Source organism: Paenibacillus daejeonensis DSM 15491, from assembly GCF_000378385.1.
GTDB lineage: Bacteria > Bacillota > Bacilli > Paenibacillales > Paenibacillaceae > Paenibacillus_D > Paenibacillus_D daejeonensis.
Genome location: NZ_KB899672.1, coordinates 17940 through 36883 on the forward strand (window position 1 = coordinate 17940; position 18944 = coordinate 36883).

Sequence of the window (18944 nt, forward strand, 5' to 3'; positions counted from 1 at the left end):
GCACGATTTGAAAGGGGAGAACAACATGGCCAGTAAGGGCAAAGCGCTAATCTCATTGGTGGTCATCGGCGCCATCGTATTCGTCCTGGTCTATCTGGGGATTACGTACACGGCCAATCTTGGCAAGACGGAGACGGAGATTTCCGCGCAGGATGCAGAGAAGAAGCTGGATAAGATCTACAAGAAAATCAACGTCACGACCGCACAGCCCATCAAAGGGCAGATCGATCTCGATCCGGTTTCCATCGCCGACGCGCTGCCGGACATCGAGAAGTTCGCGGTTACGGTAGAGCCGACGACCTCGACTTACGTCGAGATTTTCTCATCCACCGAGAAGTCGGGCAGCGGTGTGGACGGTTGGCTGGCAGAGGTTGGCGAGGCGTTCAACCGCTCGGGCGCGACAGTGAACGGGCAGCAGGTATCGGTGAAGATCCGCAATATCGCCTCTGGTACCGCGGCGGACTATATCCGTTCCGGCAAGTACGTGCCAGATGCCTTCACCCCGTCCAATGAGCTGTGGGGCGAGATGGTCAAAGCCTCGGGCGTATCGGCGGAATTGATCGAGAAGCGGCTGGTTGGCAATGTCACTGGTATTGTGACAACGAAAGCCAAGTATGATGAGCTGATTGAGAAATACGGGGCACTGAACGTGAAGACGGTCACCGATGCGATTGCGGCGGGCGAGCTGTCGATGGGCTACACGGATCCGTTTGCCAGCTCGACGGGTCTGAATTTCCTGGTGACGGCGCTCGGCGCCTTCGATAGCTCGAATCTGCTGGGCGAGACCGCGGTACAGGGATTCGAGAGCTTCCAGGCCAATGTACCGTTTATTGCTTCGACGACGCTGCAGATGCGTGAGGCCGCCAAATCGGGTGCGCTCGACGCTTTTGTCCTGGAGTACCAGACCTATGTGAATGCGCCTGATCTTCAGGCCGGCACCGTGTTTACGCCGTTCGGCGTACGCCATGACAGTCCGCTGTATGCGCTTGGCGATCTGCCGCAGGGCAAGAAGGATATTCTGCGTGCCTTCGCTGAATACACCGGGCAGGCAGCGAACCAGAGTCTGGCGGAGGAGAAGGGTTTTGGCGGTTTGCCTGACTATGCGTCCGAGATGGAGCCAGTTGAAGGTACGGTACTGATTGCCGCGCAGAAGCTGTGGAAAGAGAAAAAGGATGCCCACAAGCCGATTGCTGCGGTCTTCGTCGCTGATGTCTCCGGCAGTATGAACGGAGAGCCGCTGAACAAGCTGAAGGAATCGCTGTTGCAGGGCCAGAAGTACCTGGGCCAGGACAACAGTATAGGCTTCGTCTCCTATGCGAGCAAGGTCGAGATCAACTTGCCAATCGGCAAATATGATACGAACCAGCAGTCGCTGTTCGTCGGCGCGGTGAACAGTCTGCAGGCTGGCGGTGGCACAGCTACCTTCGACGGCATCGCGGTAGCGATGAAAATGCTGCAGGAGGAGATGGCTGTCAATCCGAATCTACGGCCGTTGATCTTCGTCCTTAGTGACGGAGAGTTCAACGAGGGACACTCGCTGAAGGATGTCCGGGGGCTGATTCAGTCATATCAGATCCCGATTTATACGATTGGCTACAATGCCAACATCCAGGCGCTGGAGAGCATCTCTAGCATTAATGAAGCCGCGAGCATCAATGCGGATACCGAGGATGTCGTCTACAAGATCGGTAACCTACTCAACGTACAGATGTAACGACGCAGTCGCAGTCGCGGTGCAGGGCTGTGAGCTGCTGCCAGCGGGGGAGTCGCACTGCTCCAGGCTTCACTAGTAAGCTAATCATGGATCACTATGGGAGGGGAACACATGTCATTTTCGATGGAAGTTATCGATGAGGAGAAGTTGAAGTCAGCGCTGGAGGAGCAAGTGGAGCCGGAGCCGGAGGAGGTCAGACAGCTAAGAGAGCTGGCGGAGGGCAATGTCGGCACGATTCTGGAGATGGATATCGAATCGCTGGAGAAGCGGCGGGAGATCCTGCAGTCGATCGACAAGTTTGGCTTGCAGACGATGCGTTCCTCTTCCGAGAAAAACGCGCTGCTGCAAGTGTCCGTCGGCAATCTGGCGAAGGCCGGGGACGAGGGCGGCGAGGTTGCCAAAGGGCTGACGGAGCTGAACCTTCAGCTCAAGGATCTCGATCCGAGTGCGATTGATTTTGCCAAGAGCGGTCTGTTGGGACGGCTATTCAACCCGCTGCGTGCTTATTTTACCAAGTTCGAGAAGGCGGACACTGTGATCGCCGACATCATTGTCTCGCTGGATCGTGGCAAGACGGTGCTGCGTAACGACAACACGACGCTGGAGATTGAACAGCAGGTGCTCCGCGACCTGACCAAGCGCCTGAAGAAGGAGATCCAGCTCGGCATGCTCATGGACGAGGAGATTGAGCGGCAGATTGAAGCGGCGAAGCTGCGTCAGGAGTCCGAGGATCGGATTCGCTTCATCACTGAGGAAGTGCTGTTCCCGCTGCGGCAGCGGGTCATGGACCTGCAGCAGATGCTGGTCGTCAATCAGCAGGGGGTCATGGCTATGGAGGTCGTGATCCGCAACAACAAGGAGCTGATCCGCGGCGTTGACCGGGCGCGCAATGTGACGGTATCTGCCCTGCGCATCGCGGTGACGGTTGCCAGTGCGTTGTACAATCAGCAGGTCGTGCTGAAGAAGATCGAGATGTTGAACCGGACGACCGATCAGCTGATCAGCGGCACCTCCCGTATGCTGAAGGACCAAGGGGCGGCGATCCACAAGCAGTCGCTGGAGACGAGTATCTCCGTTGACACGCTGAAGCAGTCGTTCACCGACGTATTGTCTGCGCTGGACGCCATCAGTGCCTACAAGCAGGAGGCGCTGCCGCGCATGCGCGAGACCATCACCCAGTTCCGCGAGCTGGCCGACAACGGTGAAGCCCAGATTGTCCGCCTGGAGAAGGGGCAGAAGCTGGGGTTGTAAGGTAAGGCGACGGTAGCTGACTGACAACGGCGAAGCCCAGATGTCTATCTCGACTAGGGGCGGAAGCAGAGATTGTACAGTTACAGTAACAAATGGGGCCTCCATACCTTCGGGTAGTGTGAGGCCTTTTGTTGTGGCTATAGCAGCAGGGGGGACTCTGAAGGAGGAAGGGATCCTATTAGTGCCAGGGGTGAGCTTGTGGCCTGCTTGAATTAGGGTGCAAATTTTCCGTTAACCTGCGGATTTGGACCTGGTTTGCGAGGAAGCGCCGCTTATTTTCCGCTATTCGTGACTTTTTCAATACTAACCAATGGTTAGCTTAGGAATAACGGAAAATAAACGCCCTATGAGCAGCGAACGAAGGTCCGGGGGCAGAATAGCGGAATAAATGCGCCACTTCGTGTGAGGCCTTGGCCAGCGAACGGGATCTACCCGCTTAGGGATGAACATTTTAGGCGTGTTTGTTTGTGTGCATGTCTGCTGTATAATGAAAGCGTATAAACACATTCCAATTGAGGAGAGTGGGACGGTTGAAATACAGGAGACTAGGCAGTACAGAGCTCAACGTATCGGTGGTTGGCATCGGCACCTGGCAGTTTGGCGGCGAATGGGGCCGGGATTATACGCAGCAAGAAGCAGACGCCATTCTGGAAAAAGGCCGGGAGCTCGGCATCAACCTGATTGATACCGCGGAATGCTACGGCGACCATCTGTCGGAGTCGCTCATTGGCGATTATCTGAGCCGTGGCCGGCGCGAGGATTGGATCGTCGCCACCAAGTTCGGCCATCAGTTCCATGAGCGCTTCACGCGCACGGATGTGTTCGATGCGGACAAGATTGTGGCTCAATTGGACGCTTCGTTGGCTGCGCTCAAGACAGACTATATCGATCTGTACCAATTCCATTCGGGACCGGATGCGGCCTTCGACAGTGATGAATTGTGGAACGTATTAGATAAGCAGGTGCAGGCAGGCAAAATCCGCTACTTGGGCACGTCCATCGGCAGCAACGACAACTTGCATCAGACGGAGCAGTCCACCAAGGTGAACAGCCGCGCGATTCAGGTCGTCTATAACCGCCTTGACCGTCAGCCGGAGGAGCGGGTCTTCCCGTCATGCGAGCAGCAGGATTTGGGCGTATTGGCGCGGGTTCCACTGGCAAGCGGCTACTTGAGCGGCAAGTACAAGCCTGGCGCCGTATTCGGCAGCGACGATGTCCGTCACCGACATGATGCCGAGGCAACCCGCCGCAAGCTCGAAGAAGTCGAGCGGATCGCGCGCGAGGAAGTGCCAGAAGGTGTGGACATGGCGAGCTGGGCCTTAGCCTGGTGTCTGCGGCACCCTGCCGTCACCGCCGTCATCCCAGGCTGCAAAGACCCGGAGCAGGTAGCAGCCAATGCCCGAGCCGTCGAGCTAGTCACCGAAGCGCACAAGCAGGACGTGCAACTGTAAGGGACGGATGGTGCGAGGAGTTCAGGCTTTTAGGGAAGTATATATAGTTTTCCAACAACAAGGGCGGCCCCCAGGGCCGTCTTTGTCGTGCATCAGCAGAAGAAAAGTCTGTTGCAGTGGTCGGAAGCTGGGGATGCGAGCAAATAGAGGAAGAAAGGTGTGTTGCAGTAGGCGGAGGTTGGGGTTAAGAGTAAATAGAGGAAGAAAAGTGTGTTACAGCGGTCGGAAGGTGGGGATGCGAGCAAATAGAGGAAGAAAGGTGTGTTGCAGTAGGCGGAAGCTGGGGATGCGAGCAAATAGAGGAAGAAAAGTATGTTGCAGTAGGCGGAAGTTGGGGATGCGAGCAAATAGAGGAAGAAAGGTGTGTTACAGCGGTCGGAAGGCGGGGTTGAGAGTAAATAGAGGAAGAAAGGTGTGCTACAGCGGTCGGAAGGCAGGGATGCGAGCAAATAGAGGAAGAAAGGTGTGCTACAGCGGTCGGAAGCTGGGGATGCGAGCAAATAGAGGAAGAAAGGTGTGTTACAGCGGTCGGAAGGCGGGGTTGAGAGTAAATAGAGGAAGAAAAGTGTGTTGCAGTAGGCGGAAGCTGGGGATGCGAGCAAATAGAGGAAGAAAGGTGTGTTGCAGCGGTCGATCTGGGGAAGCGGCGGGCAATGGGGACGTTCACGTCCCATCAAGCGCCGATGTGAAGAACGAGCGTATCGAAGTTTGTCGAATTTAAAAACTTTTGCATGAGAACGCTATTATTCCGGGCGGAAGAGGGGGAATCTCATTCCCTCCTTCATATCCTATAGGTATAATGAGATAAACAGGTTGACAGGAACGGTAAAAGTCGATATGATTCATATTACATATTAATTCTACCTGTTTACTTGGTATTAGGTGGTAGTGAGTATTCGGCTGCTATTAGCAAACGGGTAGGAAAGACAAACTAAAATTATGCTGGGGGATTGCATAACCATGAGAGCTAGAACACTCGGATTATTTGCTTCAACACTGCTGTTGCTGTTGGTGCTAGCGGCTTGCTCGAACAGTAATGAGCCTCAAAATACAGGTAGCAATACCGGTAATAACGCCAGTGGCAATGAGCCTGCGGCTGAGACAGAAAACTATAAGGACGAGTTGAATGTTGCGTTGACCGCACAGCCGCCGACACTGGATGCGCAGTTGACAGTTTCGGCTGTCGCACTGGATACAGCACAGAATATTTTTGAGACGCTCTACACGCTGAATAGCGATTATGAGCCAGTTCCGGCTCTGGCAGAATCTGTTGAAATCAGCGAAGATGGGCTGACCTATACTTTTCCGCTGCGCCAAGGTGTGAAGTTCCACAATGGCGAAGAACTGACGGCAGATGATGTAGTAGCGTCCATGAATCGTTGGCTGGTTACGTCCTCTCGTGCGAAGTCGCTGCTCGTTGGGGCGGAGTTCACTGAGGTTGATCCGTACACTGTGGCATTGACTGTGCCGCAAGCAACTTCCGACGTGCTGATCCTGCTCTCTTCGCAGGCCCAGTTCCCGGCAATCATGCCAAAGGAAATCATTGATAATGCTCCAGCCGATGGCATCAACGAATATATCGGCACTGGACCATACAAGTTCCAGGAATGGAAACAGGATCAGTATATTCACCTGGTTCGTTATGACGAATACCAATCGGTAGACAAGGATCCAAGCGGCTTTGACGGACGCAAGGAAGCACCGACGGCCAACCTGTACTTCCATTTTGTGACCGATCATTCCACGCGCATCAACGGGATAAAGACTGGTCAATATGACGTAGCCGATTCGATTCCTACCGAGAACTATGATGAACTGGCTGCAGATGACAACATTGAGTTATACTCGCTACCTGCTGGTGCGCTTACTGCTTTCTTCAATACAACGGAAGGACTGCTCTCGGACGTCAAAATCCGTCAAGCTATCCTGGCCGCGTTTAATAACGAGGATATTTTGCTGGCAAGCTTTGGCAACCCAGAGTTGTATTCACTGGCTCCAGGTTATCTGAATACCAGTCAGGTTCAATGGACGACGGATGCCGGCTCTGAGTACTACAACCAGGCCGATCCAGACAAGGCTGAGCAGCTGCTGGCCGAAGCAGGATACAATGGAGAAGAAATTACTCTACTCACTACCCGTGACTATAACGAAATGTATACCGCCACCCTGGTCATTCAGGAACAATTGCGTCAGATTGGCATGAATGTCAAAGTCGAAAACTTCGATTTCCCTACGTTCCTGGAAACAAAGGGTGACCGCAGCAAATGGGACATTTTCGTCGCCAGCACGGGGTACCAGCTGACGCCTCCACAATTGCTTGCTGTTACACCGGACTGGGCCGGACTGAATGATGATACGGTCAAACAAGCGCTGACTGCAATCCGTGGCGCAGCTACACCGGAAGCAGCCAAGGCCGAGTGGGAGACGCTGCAAGGCTACCTCTATGAAATTGCTTCCTCTACAGTCATCGGCCACTACAATGGTATTGTAGCGACCAACAATAAGTTGGAAGGCTTCGAAATGTTCGAAGCGCCGGTGCTCTGGAACGCCAAGCTGCCGGAGTAATTGTCCGCCAATTTTTCTCACTCACAAAAACGTCAAGGATGTTTACAAGTTACCCGGTAACTTTGTGAGCATCCTTTTCATTTACGGACAGGCCCAGTATAATTTTTCAGAGGGTTGCTTTTGAAGACCTGCTATTATGTCTTTGTAAGAATGAGGGGTTGCGGTGTTCGCCTATATCATCAAACGACTGCTGTCGGCTATTCCCGTTTTAATTATTGTTTCCATTGCTATTTTTTCTATTATCCATTTGACGCCCGGCAAGCCGGCTGCGACCATTCTCGGAATGGAGGCCTCGCAGGAGGAGATCGACGCGCTCAACCAAGAAATGGGCTACAATCTTCCCATCTACGAGCAGTATTGGAACTGGGTCAGCCATGCCGTCCGCGGGGATCTGGGGGACTCGATCTTCATGCGCCAGACGGTGGGCGAGGCGATTGCCGGCCATATCGGCCCCACGCTTTCACTGGCCTTGGTGGCACAGATTATCGCCATTTTGATGGCCATACCTTTCGGTATTATTGCGGCTTACAAGCGGGGGAGCCTGGCCGATGTGACGCTCTCCGGCATCGCCTTGGCAGGAATGGCGGTTCCAAGCTTTATGCTCGGTTTAATACTGATGCTGGTTGTTGGTGTTGAGCTGCGCTGGCTGCCGAATTCCGGCTATCAGCCGCTCAGCAGCGGATTGACAGAGCACCTGAAGTATCTCATATTGCCGGGAATCTCGCTCGGCATGATTCAAGCCGCACTGATTACTCGGATGACCCGTTCCTCGATGCTGGAGGTGCTAAGCCTCAACTTCATCAAGACGGCGCGTTCCAAGGGTCTCCGCGAAACCACGGTGCTGCTCAAGCATGCCTTTCGCAATGCCTTCCTGCCCATCCTCACGGTGATTGGGCAGACGTTCGGAACGCTCATTACCGGCGCAGTGGTGGTGGAGACGATCTTCACCATTCCGGGACTGGGTCAGCTCATCCTGAATTCCATTGATCGCCGGGATTTCCCGGTCATCCAGGGCATTGTCCTTGTCGTCACGCTCATCTATGTCGGGCTGAATCTGCTGGTCGATCTGCTGTATGGCATCATCGATCCGCGGGTCCGTCTGGACCGCAAATAGGAAGGAGACGCGTATGGCTGCCATCAATAGTGAAGAAATCAACCAGCTCAGCAAACGGCTGCGGCAGGAGCAGCGTTCGCTCCTCCTGCGCCGCGTGCGCTCCAGCTATGGTCTGCTGATCGGCGGGGTGCTGCTGCTGTTCATTATAGCCCTGGCGCTGCTGGGTCCGCTCTTATCCCCTTATAATCTGACGGGAATGACGGTGATCAACCGCTTTCTCGCACCAAGCGGCACGCATTGGCTCGGAACCGACGAATTCGGACGGGATCTGTTGACCCGGATTATCTATGGTGCCCAGGTATCGATGGGTGTCGGCCTGGCGGTCGCACTGATCTCCTCTGCGTTGGGGCTGGTCATCGGCATCTACTCGGCCTACTACAAGGCATTGGACCACATCCTGATGCGGATCTGTGACGGTCTGATCGCCATCCCCGGGATCTTGCTTGCTATTGCCCTGATGGCCGCACTGGGCGCTTCAGTATGGAATGTCATTATTGCGCTAACCATTGTGTTCACGCCCGGGATCGCCCGCGTCGTCCGCTCAACAGCGCTGGTCGTCCGCGAGCAGACCTATATTGAGGCAATGCATGCACAAGGCGCCAGCGACACCCGGATTATCTGGCGTCACATTGTGCCCAATACGTTGTCGCCCCTGCTCGTCCAAGCCACCTTCGTCTTCGCGGAAGCCATTATTTCCGAAGCGGCGCTCAGCTTTCTCGGAGCGGGCGTGCCTGTGGATGTGCCGAGCTGGGGCAGTATCCTCCAGGCTGGCAAGCTGGTTATTTACAAGGCCTGGTGGGTTGCGGTGTTTCCGGGAATTATGATCATCCTCTCGGTGTTAAGCCTCAATCTGCTGGGCGACGGACTGCGCGATCTGCTGGATCCTCGTGTGAAGCAAAAGGTAAAGAGATTATGGTCACGCAAGTAAAGGAGGAGGTGGCGCAATGACGGAGAAGCCGCTGCTGCAAGTAAACAATTTGAAGACCCATTTTCATACCGAGCGCGGCCGGATAACGGCGGTGAACGGCGTCACCTTCTCGATGCAGAAGGGAGAGATCATCGGCATTGTCGGCGAGTCGGGCTGTGGCAAGAGTGTGATGTCCCAGTCGATTGTGAGGCTGCTCGATCACTCCGATGCTATCTCGTACGATGGTGAAGTATTGTTTGATAACAAGGATCTGCTGCAGCTGCCCTATGCGAAGCTAAGGCAGATCCGAGGCAATGACATCTCGATTATTTTCCAGGACCCGCTCACCTCGCTGAATCCCGTCTATACCGTCGGTGAACAGATTGCGGAGGCGCTGCGCCTGCATCAGAAGCTCTCCCGCAAGGCGGCGATGGTCAAGGCGGTCGACATGCTGCGTCTGACCGGCATCCCTTCGCCTGAGCGGCGGGTGCATGACTATCCGCATGAGCTCTCCGGCGGTATGCAGCAGCGGGCCATGATTGCCATTGCGCTGGCCTGCGAGCCGCGATTGCTGATCGCGGATGAGCCAACGACGGCCCTGGATGTCACCATTCAGGCGCAGATTCTCGATCTGATTGCCGAGCTCAACCGCAAGCTGGGGATGGGCGTCCTGTTTATTACGCATGACCTGGGAGTGGTGGCGGAGATCTGCTCGGGCGTCAAGGTGATGTACCTCGGCCAGATCGTTGAAGAAATGTCGACCGAGCGGTTGTTTACGGCGCCACGGCATCCGTATACACAAGGACTAATTCGATCGATTCCACGAATGGATGGCAACCGCGGGGAGAAGCTGCATGTGATTGAAGGCACGGTACCGTCGCTGACGGATGTACCGCCAGGCTGCCGTTTTGCCACACGGTGTCCGTATGCGGATGAGCTGTGCCGCACTGAGGAGCCGCCAATGGAGCGAGTGCAAGACGATCATGGCGTGAAATGCTGGCATCATGAACGCATCTTTGAGGAAGGAGTGGACGCGCATGACGGTACCGGACAGAGAGCCGATTCTTGATGTGAAGGGTCTGCACAAGCAGTTTCCGGTCTATGGACCGTTCGGCAGGTTATCGGGTGTACGTGCCCGGGTGCAGGCGGTAACAGACGTCTCGTTCGAACTCCGGGAAGGCGAGACGTATGGGCTGGTGGGTGAATCCGGCTCCGGCAAAAGCACCACCGCCCGCACCCTGCTCGGCCTGACGCCGGCCACGAAGGGCGAGGTCCGGTACGGCAAGCGCAACCTGACGAAGCTCTCCCGGGAGGAGTGGCGCGCCTTCCGCAAAGAGATCCAGATGGTCTTTCAGGACCCGTATTCATCCCTGAACCCCCGCAAGCGGATTGGCACCATTCTGGAGGAGCCGCTCGAGATCCACGGTCTGGGCGATGCCGCTGAACGCAAGCAGCAGGTGTTCCGCATTCTGGAGATCGTCGGCTTGCGGCCGGAGCATTATTTTCGGTATCCGCATGAATTCTCGGGGGGACAGCGGCAGCGGCTGGGCCTGGCGCGGGCGCTAATCATCAGTCCACGTATTATCGTCTGTGACGAGCCGGTCTCGGCGCTCGATGTCTCGATTCAATCGCAGATTCTTAACCTGCTTAAGGATCTACAGCGCGACATGAAGCTGACGCTGCTCTTCATTACGCATGACCTCAGCGTGGTACGGCATATCTCGGATCGGATCGGCGTGATGTACCTTGGTCGTCTGGTCGAAGAAGCGCCAACGGACGGACTGTTCAGCGAGCCGCTGCATCCCTACACGCAGGCCTTGTTCTCTGCTGTGCCGGATTTCACCCGTGGCAAGCTGGAGCGCCGCAAGCCGCTGCAGGGCGAGATTCCCTCGCCGCTAAATCCGCCAGCCGGCTGTGTCTTCCATACGCGCTGCCCATGGGCAGTGGATCGCTGCAAACGCGAAATCCCGCAGATGCGCGAGGTGCGGCCGCAACACCGGGTGGCCTGCCATCTGGTTGAAGAGCAAGCGGATAAGAATGAGCCATCCCTTGCGCCATAAGCAGGACCCCATCATCCAGAGAGAAGGAGTCGATACAAGATGACGATTATACGGACAGAGGAAGGGCAGGAAAATATCTATAATGGAGCTGGCCTGCAAGTGGCGGGAACACGAGGACCTGGTCTGCAGGGGCTGTCGCCCCGCGAGCTGCTCGAGGCTTCGCTTGGACTGTGCATTTCCATCTCGCTGCAGAAGGTTATGGATGTGGATGGCGTCGACTATGACAAGTCGGAGCTGGTGGTCGAAGTGAGCTCGGCCAAGCCTGCGGATGGAGGCAATTATTTTGACCAGTTCCAGGTGGAGCTGACGCTGCCCAAGCAATTGGACCCCGGCTACAAGCAGCATCTGCTGTCCGTTGTGGAGAAGACCTGCACGATCAGCAATACGCTGGCGCATAACGCGGTCGTGACGACGTCGGAGGCCAAGTAATCGGCCGTTCCAAGGCATCAACAGGAATCGAGCGGGCATGCTGTCTGCTGTGGGGGCTTCGAGAGGCTGGAGCAGACGCCGGTTAAGCATGTGCATGGGGGTCTGTGCTTCCCCCTGCGACCGGGTATAGCGTCCGAATGATGACCTCGGCCACGAGCAAGAGTAGCGGCACCGTTGCATAAATGCCGATCGTGTAGCTGAGGACATACGGGAGGCTCAGCCCTTTGTAGGCGGCGGTCGTAATCAGATGAATGGACAGGTTGGTATAGCAGAAGGCATAGCTGCGGATATTCCAGCGGCGGTGGCTGGCGAGACGCTTCTTGCGGATCTGCAGTACCGCCCACACGGTCATGGCCGGCCAGAACAGATTCATCATGTTAAAGGCGACGCTATTCATTTTGCCGCCTGTGGCATAGGGAGCCATGTAGCCCGAGCTCAGCACGACCAGCATGACCGCACCCACATAGAGATAACCGACGATCCGATGGATGTCGGGACGGCGACGACGCAGCCGCTCGGAGAAGCCGATGGCTCCGGCAATCATAGCGACGCAGGCGACGATAATGTGCCCCGCCATAATGTTCAGCCAGAGGGATTCCTGGAGCGGACGCTTCAGGTCCTCTTTGTGCCCAAGAAATGCGGCTGCCTGTGGATCATAAATGAAATACATGTATAGCACATAGAAGATAAAGAGGGACATGAGAAGGATCAGTCCAAGGTAGCCTTGCTGTCTGCTGGTCATTGCTGTCCTCGTTTCTCTGGTTTTCCGGTTCGGGTCTCTTTTGTTGATTATAAGGCCAAGCTGGTTAAATGAGAAGAGATGAGCAAGCCTGCATATCAATACGATCTGAGGTGTAGCTATGGACAAGATGAGACAGGACGAGGCGGAGCCTTGGCAAAAGGGCGGTCAAGAGACAGCGACCTTCGGGCTCGGCTGCTTCTGGAGTCCGGAGGCGTATTTTGGCCATCTCCCAGGCGTCATTCGGACGAGGGTAGGCTATGCGGGCGGCACCGCGCCCAACCCGACCTATCGCGAGATGGGGGATCATACGGAGACGGTGCAGGTGGATTACGAGCCGCAGAAAATCAGCTACGAGCAGCTGCTCGCCTTGTTCTGGGATCGGCATAATCCGAATAACCTGTTGGACTACAAGGGCAACCAGTACCGCTCGCTGATCCTGTTCCATGACGAGGGGCAACAGGACGCGATCCGGCAGTACATCCGACGATTGGCAGATCAGGGACGCTCTGTCGATGCGACGTCAGTTGCTCCTTGCCAGGCATGGTACAGGGCAGAGGAGCGACATCAGAAATATTACCTGCAGCGATACCCTGATGCACTGGCCAAGGCTCAGGAGCTGTATCGGGATAGGGCTGAGCTGCTCAACAGCACGCTGGCTGCCCGCTTGAACGGGATTGCCAAGGGGTTCTCGTCTGGCGAGCGGGTGCGCACGGAAATAAAGGATTGGCCAGTCGAGGGAGAGCTGCGGGAGCGGCTCATTCACCTCCTAGCGAGCATCCGTTGGTAGCTGGCCAGCAACTGAGCTTCACGAAAGGAAAGGATCGCGCGTGGCAATCATTGAGATAAAGGAAGCAGAATGGCTGAAGTTGAAGCGGATCGGCGGCGGTCGGGATGCGATTATGTTCTACTCGCCGTTCTGTGGGACATGCAAGGTGGCGCTGCGGATGCTGGAGATCGTGGATGCGGCGGGTGTGCCTACACCACTGTACAAGATCAATATCAACTACGCAGGCAAGCTGAGGGAAGCCTGGCAAATCACAAGCGTCCCTTGTCTGGTACTGGTGGAAAATGGGGAGCCGGTGCACATGACGTACGCCATGCGCTCGGTGGATCACCTGTTTGCTCTGCTTAAAGGAGATCGCGAAGGGTAGGAGCGCTGAGCTGGGTAACACTGACAATCACAAAAAGCTTCCTGTGCGGTGAACGCATAGGAAGCTTTTTGTGCGAGGTGGCGGTTGGTCAGGAGGGTTGACGCTCCAGCCCGGCTGCGGGTGCACGTCGCAGGTAGAGGGACGCACAGCCGATCGCCAGCAAAACCAGCACCGTGAGACCCCAGTAGATATTGCCGTAGGCGGTGGATGCTGGCAGATCGTGCTGCCACTCCATGGCTGCAGCCGCAGCGGCAACGGCAAACGCGCCGCTAAAGAACTGAAGCAGCTGGAACAGACCCAGTCCCGAGCCGATCTGCGTAGCAGGCAGGATGCGTGAGAGCTCATTAGACACGCTGCTGGAGAGGGCGGTGAAGCCAACGCTCAATAGCATATAGATAAACAGAATTGCCAGGAATGACTGCCCTGCCAGCAGCGCAAACAAGACAACGGACGCAAGCAGCAGGAGCGGCGCGTAACGCAGGACCACGCCATTGCCGTACCCGTCGATGAGCGCGCCTACTCTGCGGGATAGCAGCATCGCCAGCAGGGAGCCCGGGAAGATGACCAGACCCGCCTGAATCGCGCTCAGATCGAAGGTGCCAATCAGAATCTGTGGCATAAGGAACAGGGTAGCGAAGCTGCATAGATAGGCGGAGATGCCCACAGCGCTTAACATGAGATACGTACGATTGCGGAACAGCGACGGCTGCACAAACGGGTCCTTCGCTTGTCGGATGCGGAGAGCGAATAGCAGCAGTCCACCTGCCCCAGCGGCCAAGGCAGGCCAGCTCGGGTAGGTCAAGAGCAGCAGCAGCCCCGTCGTGCCAACGCCAATCAGCAGGGCACCTGCTGCATCGAAGCTTCCGTCTCCTCGCTGCTCGCGCGGAATTAGACGGACGAAGAAGGGCAGCAGCAGCAGACTCAGAGCCGTCACGGCAAAAAGATAACGCCAGCCCAGCAACTGCACGATGAAGCCGCCAGCCACTGGTCCCAATCCCAAGCCAAGTGAGGCTGCTGCCATCACGGTGGACATCGCCTTGCCCCGACGTCCCAAGGGGATATAGCGGGTTACCAGAACGATGGAGAGGGCAGGCATTGCCCCAGCACCGGCCGCCTGGATGATGCGCGCGGCCAGCAGCACAAGGAAGCTGTCACTGAACAGTCCAATGAAGGAGGCTGTGCCGAGCAAGGTGATGGCTGTCAGATACAACGTGCGGATCGGTACAAAATCAGACAGGCGGCTATACGTAATGGTCGCAATGGCGAATACGATGGAGTAGCCAGTGACAATCCAAGAGGTGCCTGCAGGAGACATATCAAATAAGGCAGAGACATCCGGGAGGGCCAAATTGAACATCATGGTATTCATAATGACCAGAACTATGGATACACCCAGCAGCAGCGTGACCGAACCTTCGTTTAATGTAATCGTCCGTTCGTCGCCTGGTGCGGAGGCGGGTGATGATAGTGTCGACATGTAACTTTCCTCACTTTAGTTTCAGTTATTTTGTAAGTATCAAAGAACTATAGCAGAACCGCCTGGGAACATCAATCCCCGAATTCAGGAAAAGATTGTGATTAAAATCACAGCTTCCTGAAGCGACATATCCTATACTTAAAGTACACCAGGTGATGAAAGGGGAAGAGCGCCATGAAACAGGAACATATCGTACACTTTAAGGTGATTCGGGATGGAGAAGTTAAAAAACTGCGCGGCCTCATCCGGCTGGAGCCCGGGAAAGAGCCGACCATCGCCCAATTTGCACAGTGTCTGCGGGAATGCGGTCACGAGGTCATCCTTGTCGACGAGCGTCGCGTCATCTTCGAAGGCCGCCGGGGCGGCAATGACTATATGATTGATGTCTTGGAGGATTATTATGTGAACACAAGGGACCGCGATGCCGAGCAACTCGCAGCCGCCTTTCAAAAGCCGGACCCTGTATTATAAAGAAGACGCCGACCGGGTAGAACCGGAAAGGCGTTTTTTTATTGTAGAAGAGATTTTTCTGAGAAAAAATCCCTGTTTTTCTGGGAATTCTGTGAAAACGCTAATCCTATAGGGGCAAAAGGCTATGGTATACTACACAGCGGAAGTCATCCTTTTAGAGGATATCCATTGCAAGTGTGAACACGGATTAAGCAGATGGAATTTTACATAATTTTGGAGGTTGTTATGGTTAGCAATGTTAATCGTATGTGGGTATTGCTTGCGGCAGCTGTGCTGCTCAGCATTGTAGCTCTGGCGGCGACGCCAGCGGCTGCGTCGGCCCAAGTCGTCCATGGCGTGACGATTATGGTGGATGGTAAGGAGAAGACATTAGCTGAACCTGCCCGGATGCGGGAAGGTCGGTTATTCGTACCGGTGAGCCGGGTGGCAGAGCTGTTCGACGTGAGTCAAATTAAGTGGAAGGCTTCGCACCAAGAGGCGACGATTGTTACGTCAACGCAAGACACGATCGTCTTGGGTAATGGAGTGCCGGTTGTATACTTTAATGATGAGCGGTACCGGATGGACGCTGCTCCGTTCGTTACAAGCGGTCGGATGTATGTGCCGCTGCGTCATGTAGCCGAGCTGTTGCATGCCAATGTGCATTGGGATGCCGATCAGCTCCAAGCAATTTTCACGGTACAGGAGCCTGTGGTGGTTGAGACAGGATACGGACTGCCAGAGATTAGTGCCCAATTCGGCAGCAGCAGCGCGCAGCTCTTGATGCGCAACGGGTTGCAAGCTGAGCAGGTTAAGGAAGGCACGGAGTTGCTCGTCGTTGTCCCTTCAATTTTTAACAATAAGGCGGAGCCCTATACGGAGCAGGATTTCCAACTGCTGGCGAAGATCACGCAAGTGGAATCAGGTTACGAATCGTATGAAGGCCAGTTGGCAGTCGCCAATGTTATCTTGAACCGGGTGAAGCATGCCCAGTTTCCGAATTCCATTCGTGACGTCATTTACTCGGGCAGACAGTTCCCGCCTGCGCACAACGGCAAGTTGGACCGAAGTGTCCCTAACGCGAGCGTCCAGCGTGCGGTCAAGGATGCCCTGAACGGCAAGAACAATGTCGGCGGCGCGATTTACTTCCACAATCCGAGAGTGACCCGTGGGGCATTCTGGAGCGGGCTGCAGACCGTCGCGAACATTGGCAATCATCGGTTTTCAAAATAGATAAAAAGAGGCGTTACGGGCTCATACCCGAAACGCCTTTTTTGATCCTTGCTTAAAAAATAATGAGATACAGTCCGCCTAGCGCGGCAAATCCAAGAATGAGCGCTTGGAACAGCTTCTGTGGAATCTTCGGCAGCACCTTGAAGCCTATAAAGGCTCCAGCGCATACAGCCGGAATCATCCAGGCGTTCCACACCAGTGAATCTGCATTGATCAGACCGAGGTGGATGGTGAACGGCACCTTGATTACATTGATGATGAAGAAGAAAAACGCGTTAGTGCCGACAAAGGTTGTCTTGTTCATCCCCTTGGACAGGAGATAGATCGACATAATGCTGCCAGCCGCATTGCCGATCATCGTTGTAAATCCGGCCAGAACCCCCAGCAGGGCGTGAAAGGGCGGCGATTGACTGAAGGCAAACTGCAGCGAACGCTCCAGCCGGTCCTTGGCAAGGTGCAAGGCGATCAACAGCAGCACCAGGCTACCAATGACCAGCGATAGCCACGCATTGCTAATCTCGCCAAGTACCCAAAACCCAATCAACAATCCTCCAAGAACCCAGGGGAGCAAGGTCCAGAGATGCTTCCATACAACGGCATGTCGGTAATACAAAATGGCAATGATGTCGCCAGTAATTAGAATCGGCGTCAACAGTCCGACCGATTCCCGAGCCGGGAACACAGAGGCCATGATTGCGGCGACAAAGATACCAAGCGTGGGTACGCCGGTCTTCGTAAATCCAACCATCACGGCACATAGAATCAGGATCCCAAGCTGCAGAGGGGTGATATCCATGGCTGCTCCTTCACGTAGTCATTTGACCACAGTATAGCATGAAGAAGCTTGGGCTGACGACGATGAATCGCGCTTAGACCTCCAGAATCTTGATCAGATTGGTGGTGCCGGCCTTGCCGATGGGTACGCCTGCCGAGATGACGATGGTGTCGCCCTCGCTAACCAGACCTGTGCCTACTGCGCCGCGAACCGCCGAATCAAACATATCGTCTGTGGTCGTGATGACATCGCCGAGCACGGGGATTACACCCGAGAGCAGGCAGATCTTCGGCAGTGTATGCTCATTATGCGAGATGGCAATGATTGGCGCACTTGGACGGTACTTGGAGATCATCCGGGCCGTATAGCCGCTCTCCGTAGAGGTAACGATAGCTGTTGCACCCAGCTCCAGCGATGCGCTAACGGCGCTCTGGCTGATGACTTCGGTAATATTGGTGCCTTGCTGTTCCCGCTTGCGCTTGAACTGTTCACGGTAATCGGTCATGGCCTCAGCCTTGCGTGAAATAGATGCCATCGTCTGCACCGATTGAACCGGGTAGCTGCCAGCAGCCGACTCGCCGGATAGCATAACTACGTCTGCGCCTTGCAGGACGGCATTGGCCACGTCACTTACCTCGGCACGTGTTGGACGAGGGTTGTACTGCATGGATTCCAGCATGTGCGTTGCGACAATAACCGGTTTGCCGGCCAGGTTGCATTGCTCGATCATGCGTTGCTGCATGAGAGGGACATCCTCAATTGGAATTTCAACACCCAGATCGCCACGGGCCACCATGATGCCATCGGATGCCTCGATGATCGCTTCTAGGTTCAGAACGCCTTCTTCATTTTCAATCTTGGAGATGATCTGGACATGCTCCGATTGCTTCTCTTCGAGCAGGCGGCGAATCTCATAGATGTCCTCAGCTTTGCGTACGAAGGAAGCTGCGATCATCTCCACACCTTGCTCGACGCCGAAGGCGATATGAGCGATATCCCGTTCGGTGACACCTGGCAGGGTCGTCTGGATGCCAGGCAGATTCACGCCTTTGCGAGGCTTAAGCTTGCCGCCGCTGACGATGTGACAGCTGATTTCCGTGCCCTTAACCTCCAGAACGGTCAGATCGACCAGACCGTCATCGATCAGGATGCGGTCGCCCGCCTTTACGTCTCCAGGCAGTGCAGGATAGTTCACCGAGATACGTCCGGCATCGCCGAGCACCTCCTCCGTGGTGAGCACAAGCGTTTCTCCTGCAATTAGCTCACAATAGGCTTCACGCAAGCGGCCGATACGCACCTCCGGTCCTTTGATATCCATCATAATCGGAATACGTGCACCGAGCTCGCTAGCCGCTTGACGAACATTGCGAATCCGCTGAATATGATCCTCCAGCTCGCCATGTGCCATATTCAGACGAGCAACGGTCATACCAGCTGTAATCATATCCTTCAGCGTCTCGATGGAGTCGCAGGCAGGTCCCATGGTACAAATAATCTTGGTTTTCAACATGTTGAATCCTCCTCGAATGGAAAGCTATCGTAATTGTTCTCTGTCCATATTGTAACGCGAGATGTCGAAAGATGACATGAACTATAGTATACTGAATTTACTATAGTACGAACGG

At 55.1% G+C, this 18944-nt stretch carries 18 protein-coding genes; 13 read left to right on the forward strand and 5 right to left on the reverse strand.

The window, feature by feature from the left end:
- The first annotated feature begins 25 nt into the window (after positions 1-25).
- The 3 genes from F556_RS0126425 to F556_RS0126435 all read left to right on the forward strand — a co-directional run bounded on the left by F556_RS0126425 (position 26) and on the right by F556_RS0126435 (position 4416).
- Positions 26-1714, forward strand: a complete 1689-nt coding sequence (locus tag F556_RS0126425) for a vWA domain-containing protein (RefSeq protein WP_020620021.1) — start codon at positions 26-28, stop codon at positions 1712-1714.
- Positions 1715-1825: 111 nt separating this feature from the next.
- Entirely contained in the window at positions 1826-2965 is a 1140-nt protein-coding gene (locus F556_RS0126430; protein WP_020620022.1) for a toxic anion resistance protein, read from the forward strand.
- Between the two features lie 530 nt (positions 2966-3495).
- Entirely contained in the window at positions 3496-4416 is a 921-nt protein-coding gene (locus F556_RS0126435) for an aldo/keto reductase (protein WP_020620023.1), read from the forward strand.
- A 92-nt stretch (positions 4417-4508) separates the two neighbouring features.
- On the opposite strand, the gene F556_RS38640 is transcribed toward F556_RS0126435, so the two are convergent.
- The gene (locus F556_RS38640; protein ID WP_157272971.1) at positions 4509-5090 is read right to left on the reverse strand and encodes a hypothetical protein; all 582 of its coding nucleotides are present in this window, start codon (positions 5088-5090) and stop codon (positions 4509-4511) included.
- 286 nt (positions 5091-5376) lie between these two features.
- Between F556_RS38640 and F556_RS0126440 the strand changes: the two genes are divergently transcribed.
- From F556_RS0126440 to F556_RS0126465, 6 genes are all read left to right on the forward strand, one after another.
- A complete protein-coding gene (locus F556_RS0126440; protein WP_020620024.1) occupies positions 5377-6981 on the forward strand; it encodes an ABC transporter substrate-binding protein in 1605 nt (534 codons plus the stop codon).
- Positions 6982-7144: 163 nt separating this feature from the next.
- A complete protein-coding gene (locus F556_RS0126445) occupies positions 7145-8095 on the forward strand; it encodes an ABC transporter permease (RefSeq protein ID WP_020620025.1) in 951 nt (316 codons plus the stop codon).
- Between the two features lie 13 nt (positions 8096-8108).
- Entirely contained in the window at positions 8109-9023 is a 915-nt protein-coding gene (locus tag F556_RS0126450; RefSeq protein WP_020620026.1) for an ABC transporter permease, read from the forward strand.
- A gap of 16 nt (positions 9024-9039) precedes the next feature.
- Entirely contained in the window at positions 9040-10071 is a 1032-nt protein-coding gene (locus tag F556_RS0126455) for an ABC transporter ATP-binding protein (RefSeq protein WP_020620027.1), read from the forward strand.
- A complete protein-coding gene (locus F556_RS35315; RefSeq protein ID WP_281167923.1) occupies positions 10007-11062 on the forward strand; it encodes an ABC transporter ATP-binding protein in 1056 nt (351 codons plus the stop codon). Before F556_RS0126455 ends, F556_RS35315 begins: the two co-directional genes overlap by 65 nt.
- A gap of 39 nt (positions 11063-11101) precedes the next feature.
- Positions 11102-11491 carry an OsmC family protein gene (locus F556_RS0126465; RefSeq protein ID WP_020620029.1) on the forward strand — a complete coding sequence of 130 codons (390 nt, stop codon included), beginning with the start codon at positions 11102-11104 and terminating at the stop codon, positions 11489-11491.
- A gap of 82 nt (positions 11492-11573) precedes the next feature.
- Here F556_RS0126465 and F556_RS0126470 read toward each other — a convergent pair whose 3' ends face one another.
- Positions 11574-12233, reverse strand: coding sequence for a DUF2306 domain-containing protein (locus tag F556_RS0126470; protein ID WP_020620030.1), 660 nt, complete (start codon positions 12231-12233; stop codon positions 11574-11576).
- 118 nt (positions 12234-12351) lie between these two features.
- Here F556_RS0126470 and msrA point away from each other — a divergent pair, with 118 nt between their 5' ends.
- Positions 12352-13020: a peptide-methionine (S)-S-oxide reductase MsrA gene (gene msrA, locus F556_RS0126475; protein ID WP_020620031.1), complete on the forward strand. Its 669-nt coding sequence runs from the start codon at positions 12352-12354 to the stop codon at positions 13018-13020.
- Positions 13021-13060: 40 nt separating this feature from the next.
- Complete coding sequence (locus F556_RS0126480) at positions 13061-13384, forward strand: thioredoxin family protein (RefSeq protein WP_020620032.1); 324 nt, start codon at positions 13061-13063, stop codon at positions 13382-13384.
- An 88-nt stretch (positions 13385-13472) separates the two neighbouring features.
- On the opposite strand, the gene F556_RS0126485 is transcribed toward F556_RS0126480, so the two are convergent.
- A complete protein-coding gene (locus F556_RS0126485; RefSeq protein ID WP_020620033.1) occupies positions 13473-14861 on the reverse strand; it encodes an MFS transporter in 1389 nt (462 codons plus the stop codon).
- Between the two features lie 174 nt (positions 14862-15035).
- On the opposite strand from F556_RS0126485, the gene F556_RS0126490 reads away from it, so the two are divergent.
- Together F556_RS0126490 and F556_RS0126495 are read left to right on the forward strand one after the other, a co-directional pair.
- Positions 15036-15332 (forward strand): hypothetical protein, encoded by a 297-nt coding sequence (locus tag F556_RS0126490; RefSeq protein WP_020620034.1) that lies wholly within the window; start codon positions 15036-15038, stop codon positions 15330-15332.
- 225 nt (positions 15333-15557) lie between these two features.
- The gene (locus F556_RS0126495; protein ID WP_020620035.1) at positions 15558-16544 is read left to right on the forward strand and encodes a cell wall hydrolase; all 987 of its coding nucleotides are present in this window, start codon (positions 15558-15560) and stop codon (positions 16542-16544) included.
- Between the two features lie 52 nt (positions 16545-16596).
- Here the strand turns inward: F556_RS0126495 and F556_RS0126500 are convergent, their stop codons facing one another.
- Together F556_RS0126500 and pyk are read right to left on the reverse strand one after the other, a co-directional pair.
- Positions 16597-17340: a sulfite exporter TauE/SafE family protein gene (locus F556_RS0126500; RefSeq protein WP_020620036.1), complete on the reverse strand. Its 744-nt coding sequence runs from the start codon at positions 17338-17340 to the stop codon at positions 16597-16599.
- A 73-nt stretch (positions 17341-17413) separates the two neighbouring features.
- Positions 17414-18829 (reverse strand): pyruvate kinase, encoded by a 1416-nt coding sequence (pyk, locus tag F556_RS0126505; RefSeq protein ID WP_020620037.1) that lies wholly within the window; start codon positions 18827-18829, stop codon positions 17414-17416.
- Positions 18830-18944 lie beyond the last annotated feature (115 nt).

Excerpts from the sequence above, each read along its gene's own strand:
- F556_RS0126465 (WP_020620029.1), top strand. The coding sequence starts at position 11,102 with ATGACGATTATACGGACAGAGGAAGGGCAGGAAAATATCTATAATGGA.
- F556_RS38640 (WP_157272971.1), bottom strand. The coding sequence starts at position 5,090 with ATGGGACGTGAACGTCCCCATTGCCCGCCGCTTCCCCAGATCGACCGC.
- pyk (WP_020620037.1), bottom strand. The coding sequence starts at position 18,829 with ATGTTGAAAACCAAGATTATTTGTACCATGGGACCTGCCTGCGACTCC.
- F556_RS0126495 (WP_020620035.1), top strand. The coding sequence starts at position 15,558 with ATGGTTAGCAATGTTAATCGTATGTGGGTATTGCTTGCGGCAGCTGTG.
- F556_RS0126485 (WP_020620033.1), bottom strand. The coding sequence starts at position 14,861 with ATGTCGACACTATCATCACCCGCCTCCGCACCAGGCGACGAACGGACG.
- F556_RS0126470 (WP_020620030.1), bottom strand. The coding sequence starts at position 12,233 with ATGACCAGCAGACAGCAAGGCTACCTTGGACTGATCCTTCTCATGTCC.
- F556_RS0126430 (WP_020620022.1), top strand. The coding sequence starts at position 1,826 with ATGTCATTTTCGATGGAAGTTATCGATGAGGAGAAGTTGAAGTCAGCG.
- F556_RS35315 (WP_281167923.1), top strand. The coding sequence starts at position 10,007 with ATGAACGCATCTTTGAGGAAGGAGTGGACGCGCATGACGGTACCGGAC.
- F556_RS0126450 (WP_020620026.1), top strand. The coding sequence starts at position 8,109 with ATGGCTGCCATCAATAGTGAAGAAATCAACCAGCTCAGCAAACGGCTG.
- F556_RS0126440 (WP_020620024.1), top strand. The coding sequence starts at position 5,377 with ATGAGAGCTAGAACACTCGGATTATTTGCTTCAACACTGCTGTTGCTG.
- F556_RS0126425 (WP_020620021.1), top strand. The coding sequence starts at position 26 with ATGGCCAGTAAGGGCAAAGCGCTAATCTCATTGGTGGTCATCGGCGCC.
- F556_RS0126490 (WP_020620034.1), top strand. The coding sequence starts at position 15,036 with ATGAAACAGGAACATATCGTACACTTTAAGGTGATTCGGGATGGAGAA.
- F556_RS0126500 (WP_020620036.1), bottom strand. The coding sequence starts at position 17,340 with ATGGATATCACCCCTCTGCAGCTTGGGATCCTGATTCTATGTGCCGTG.
- msrA (WP_020620031.1), top strand. The coding sequence starts at position 12,352 with ATGGACAAGATGAGACAGGACGAGGCGGAGCCTTGGCAAAAGGGCGGT.
- F556_RS0126455 (WP_020620027.1), top strand. The coding sequence starts at position 9,040 with ATGACGGAGAAGCCGCTGCTGCAAGTAAACAATTTGAAGACCCATTTT.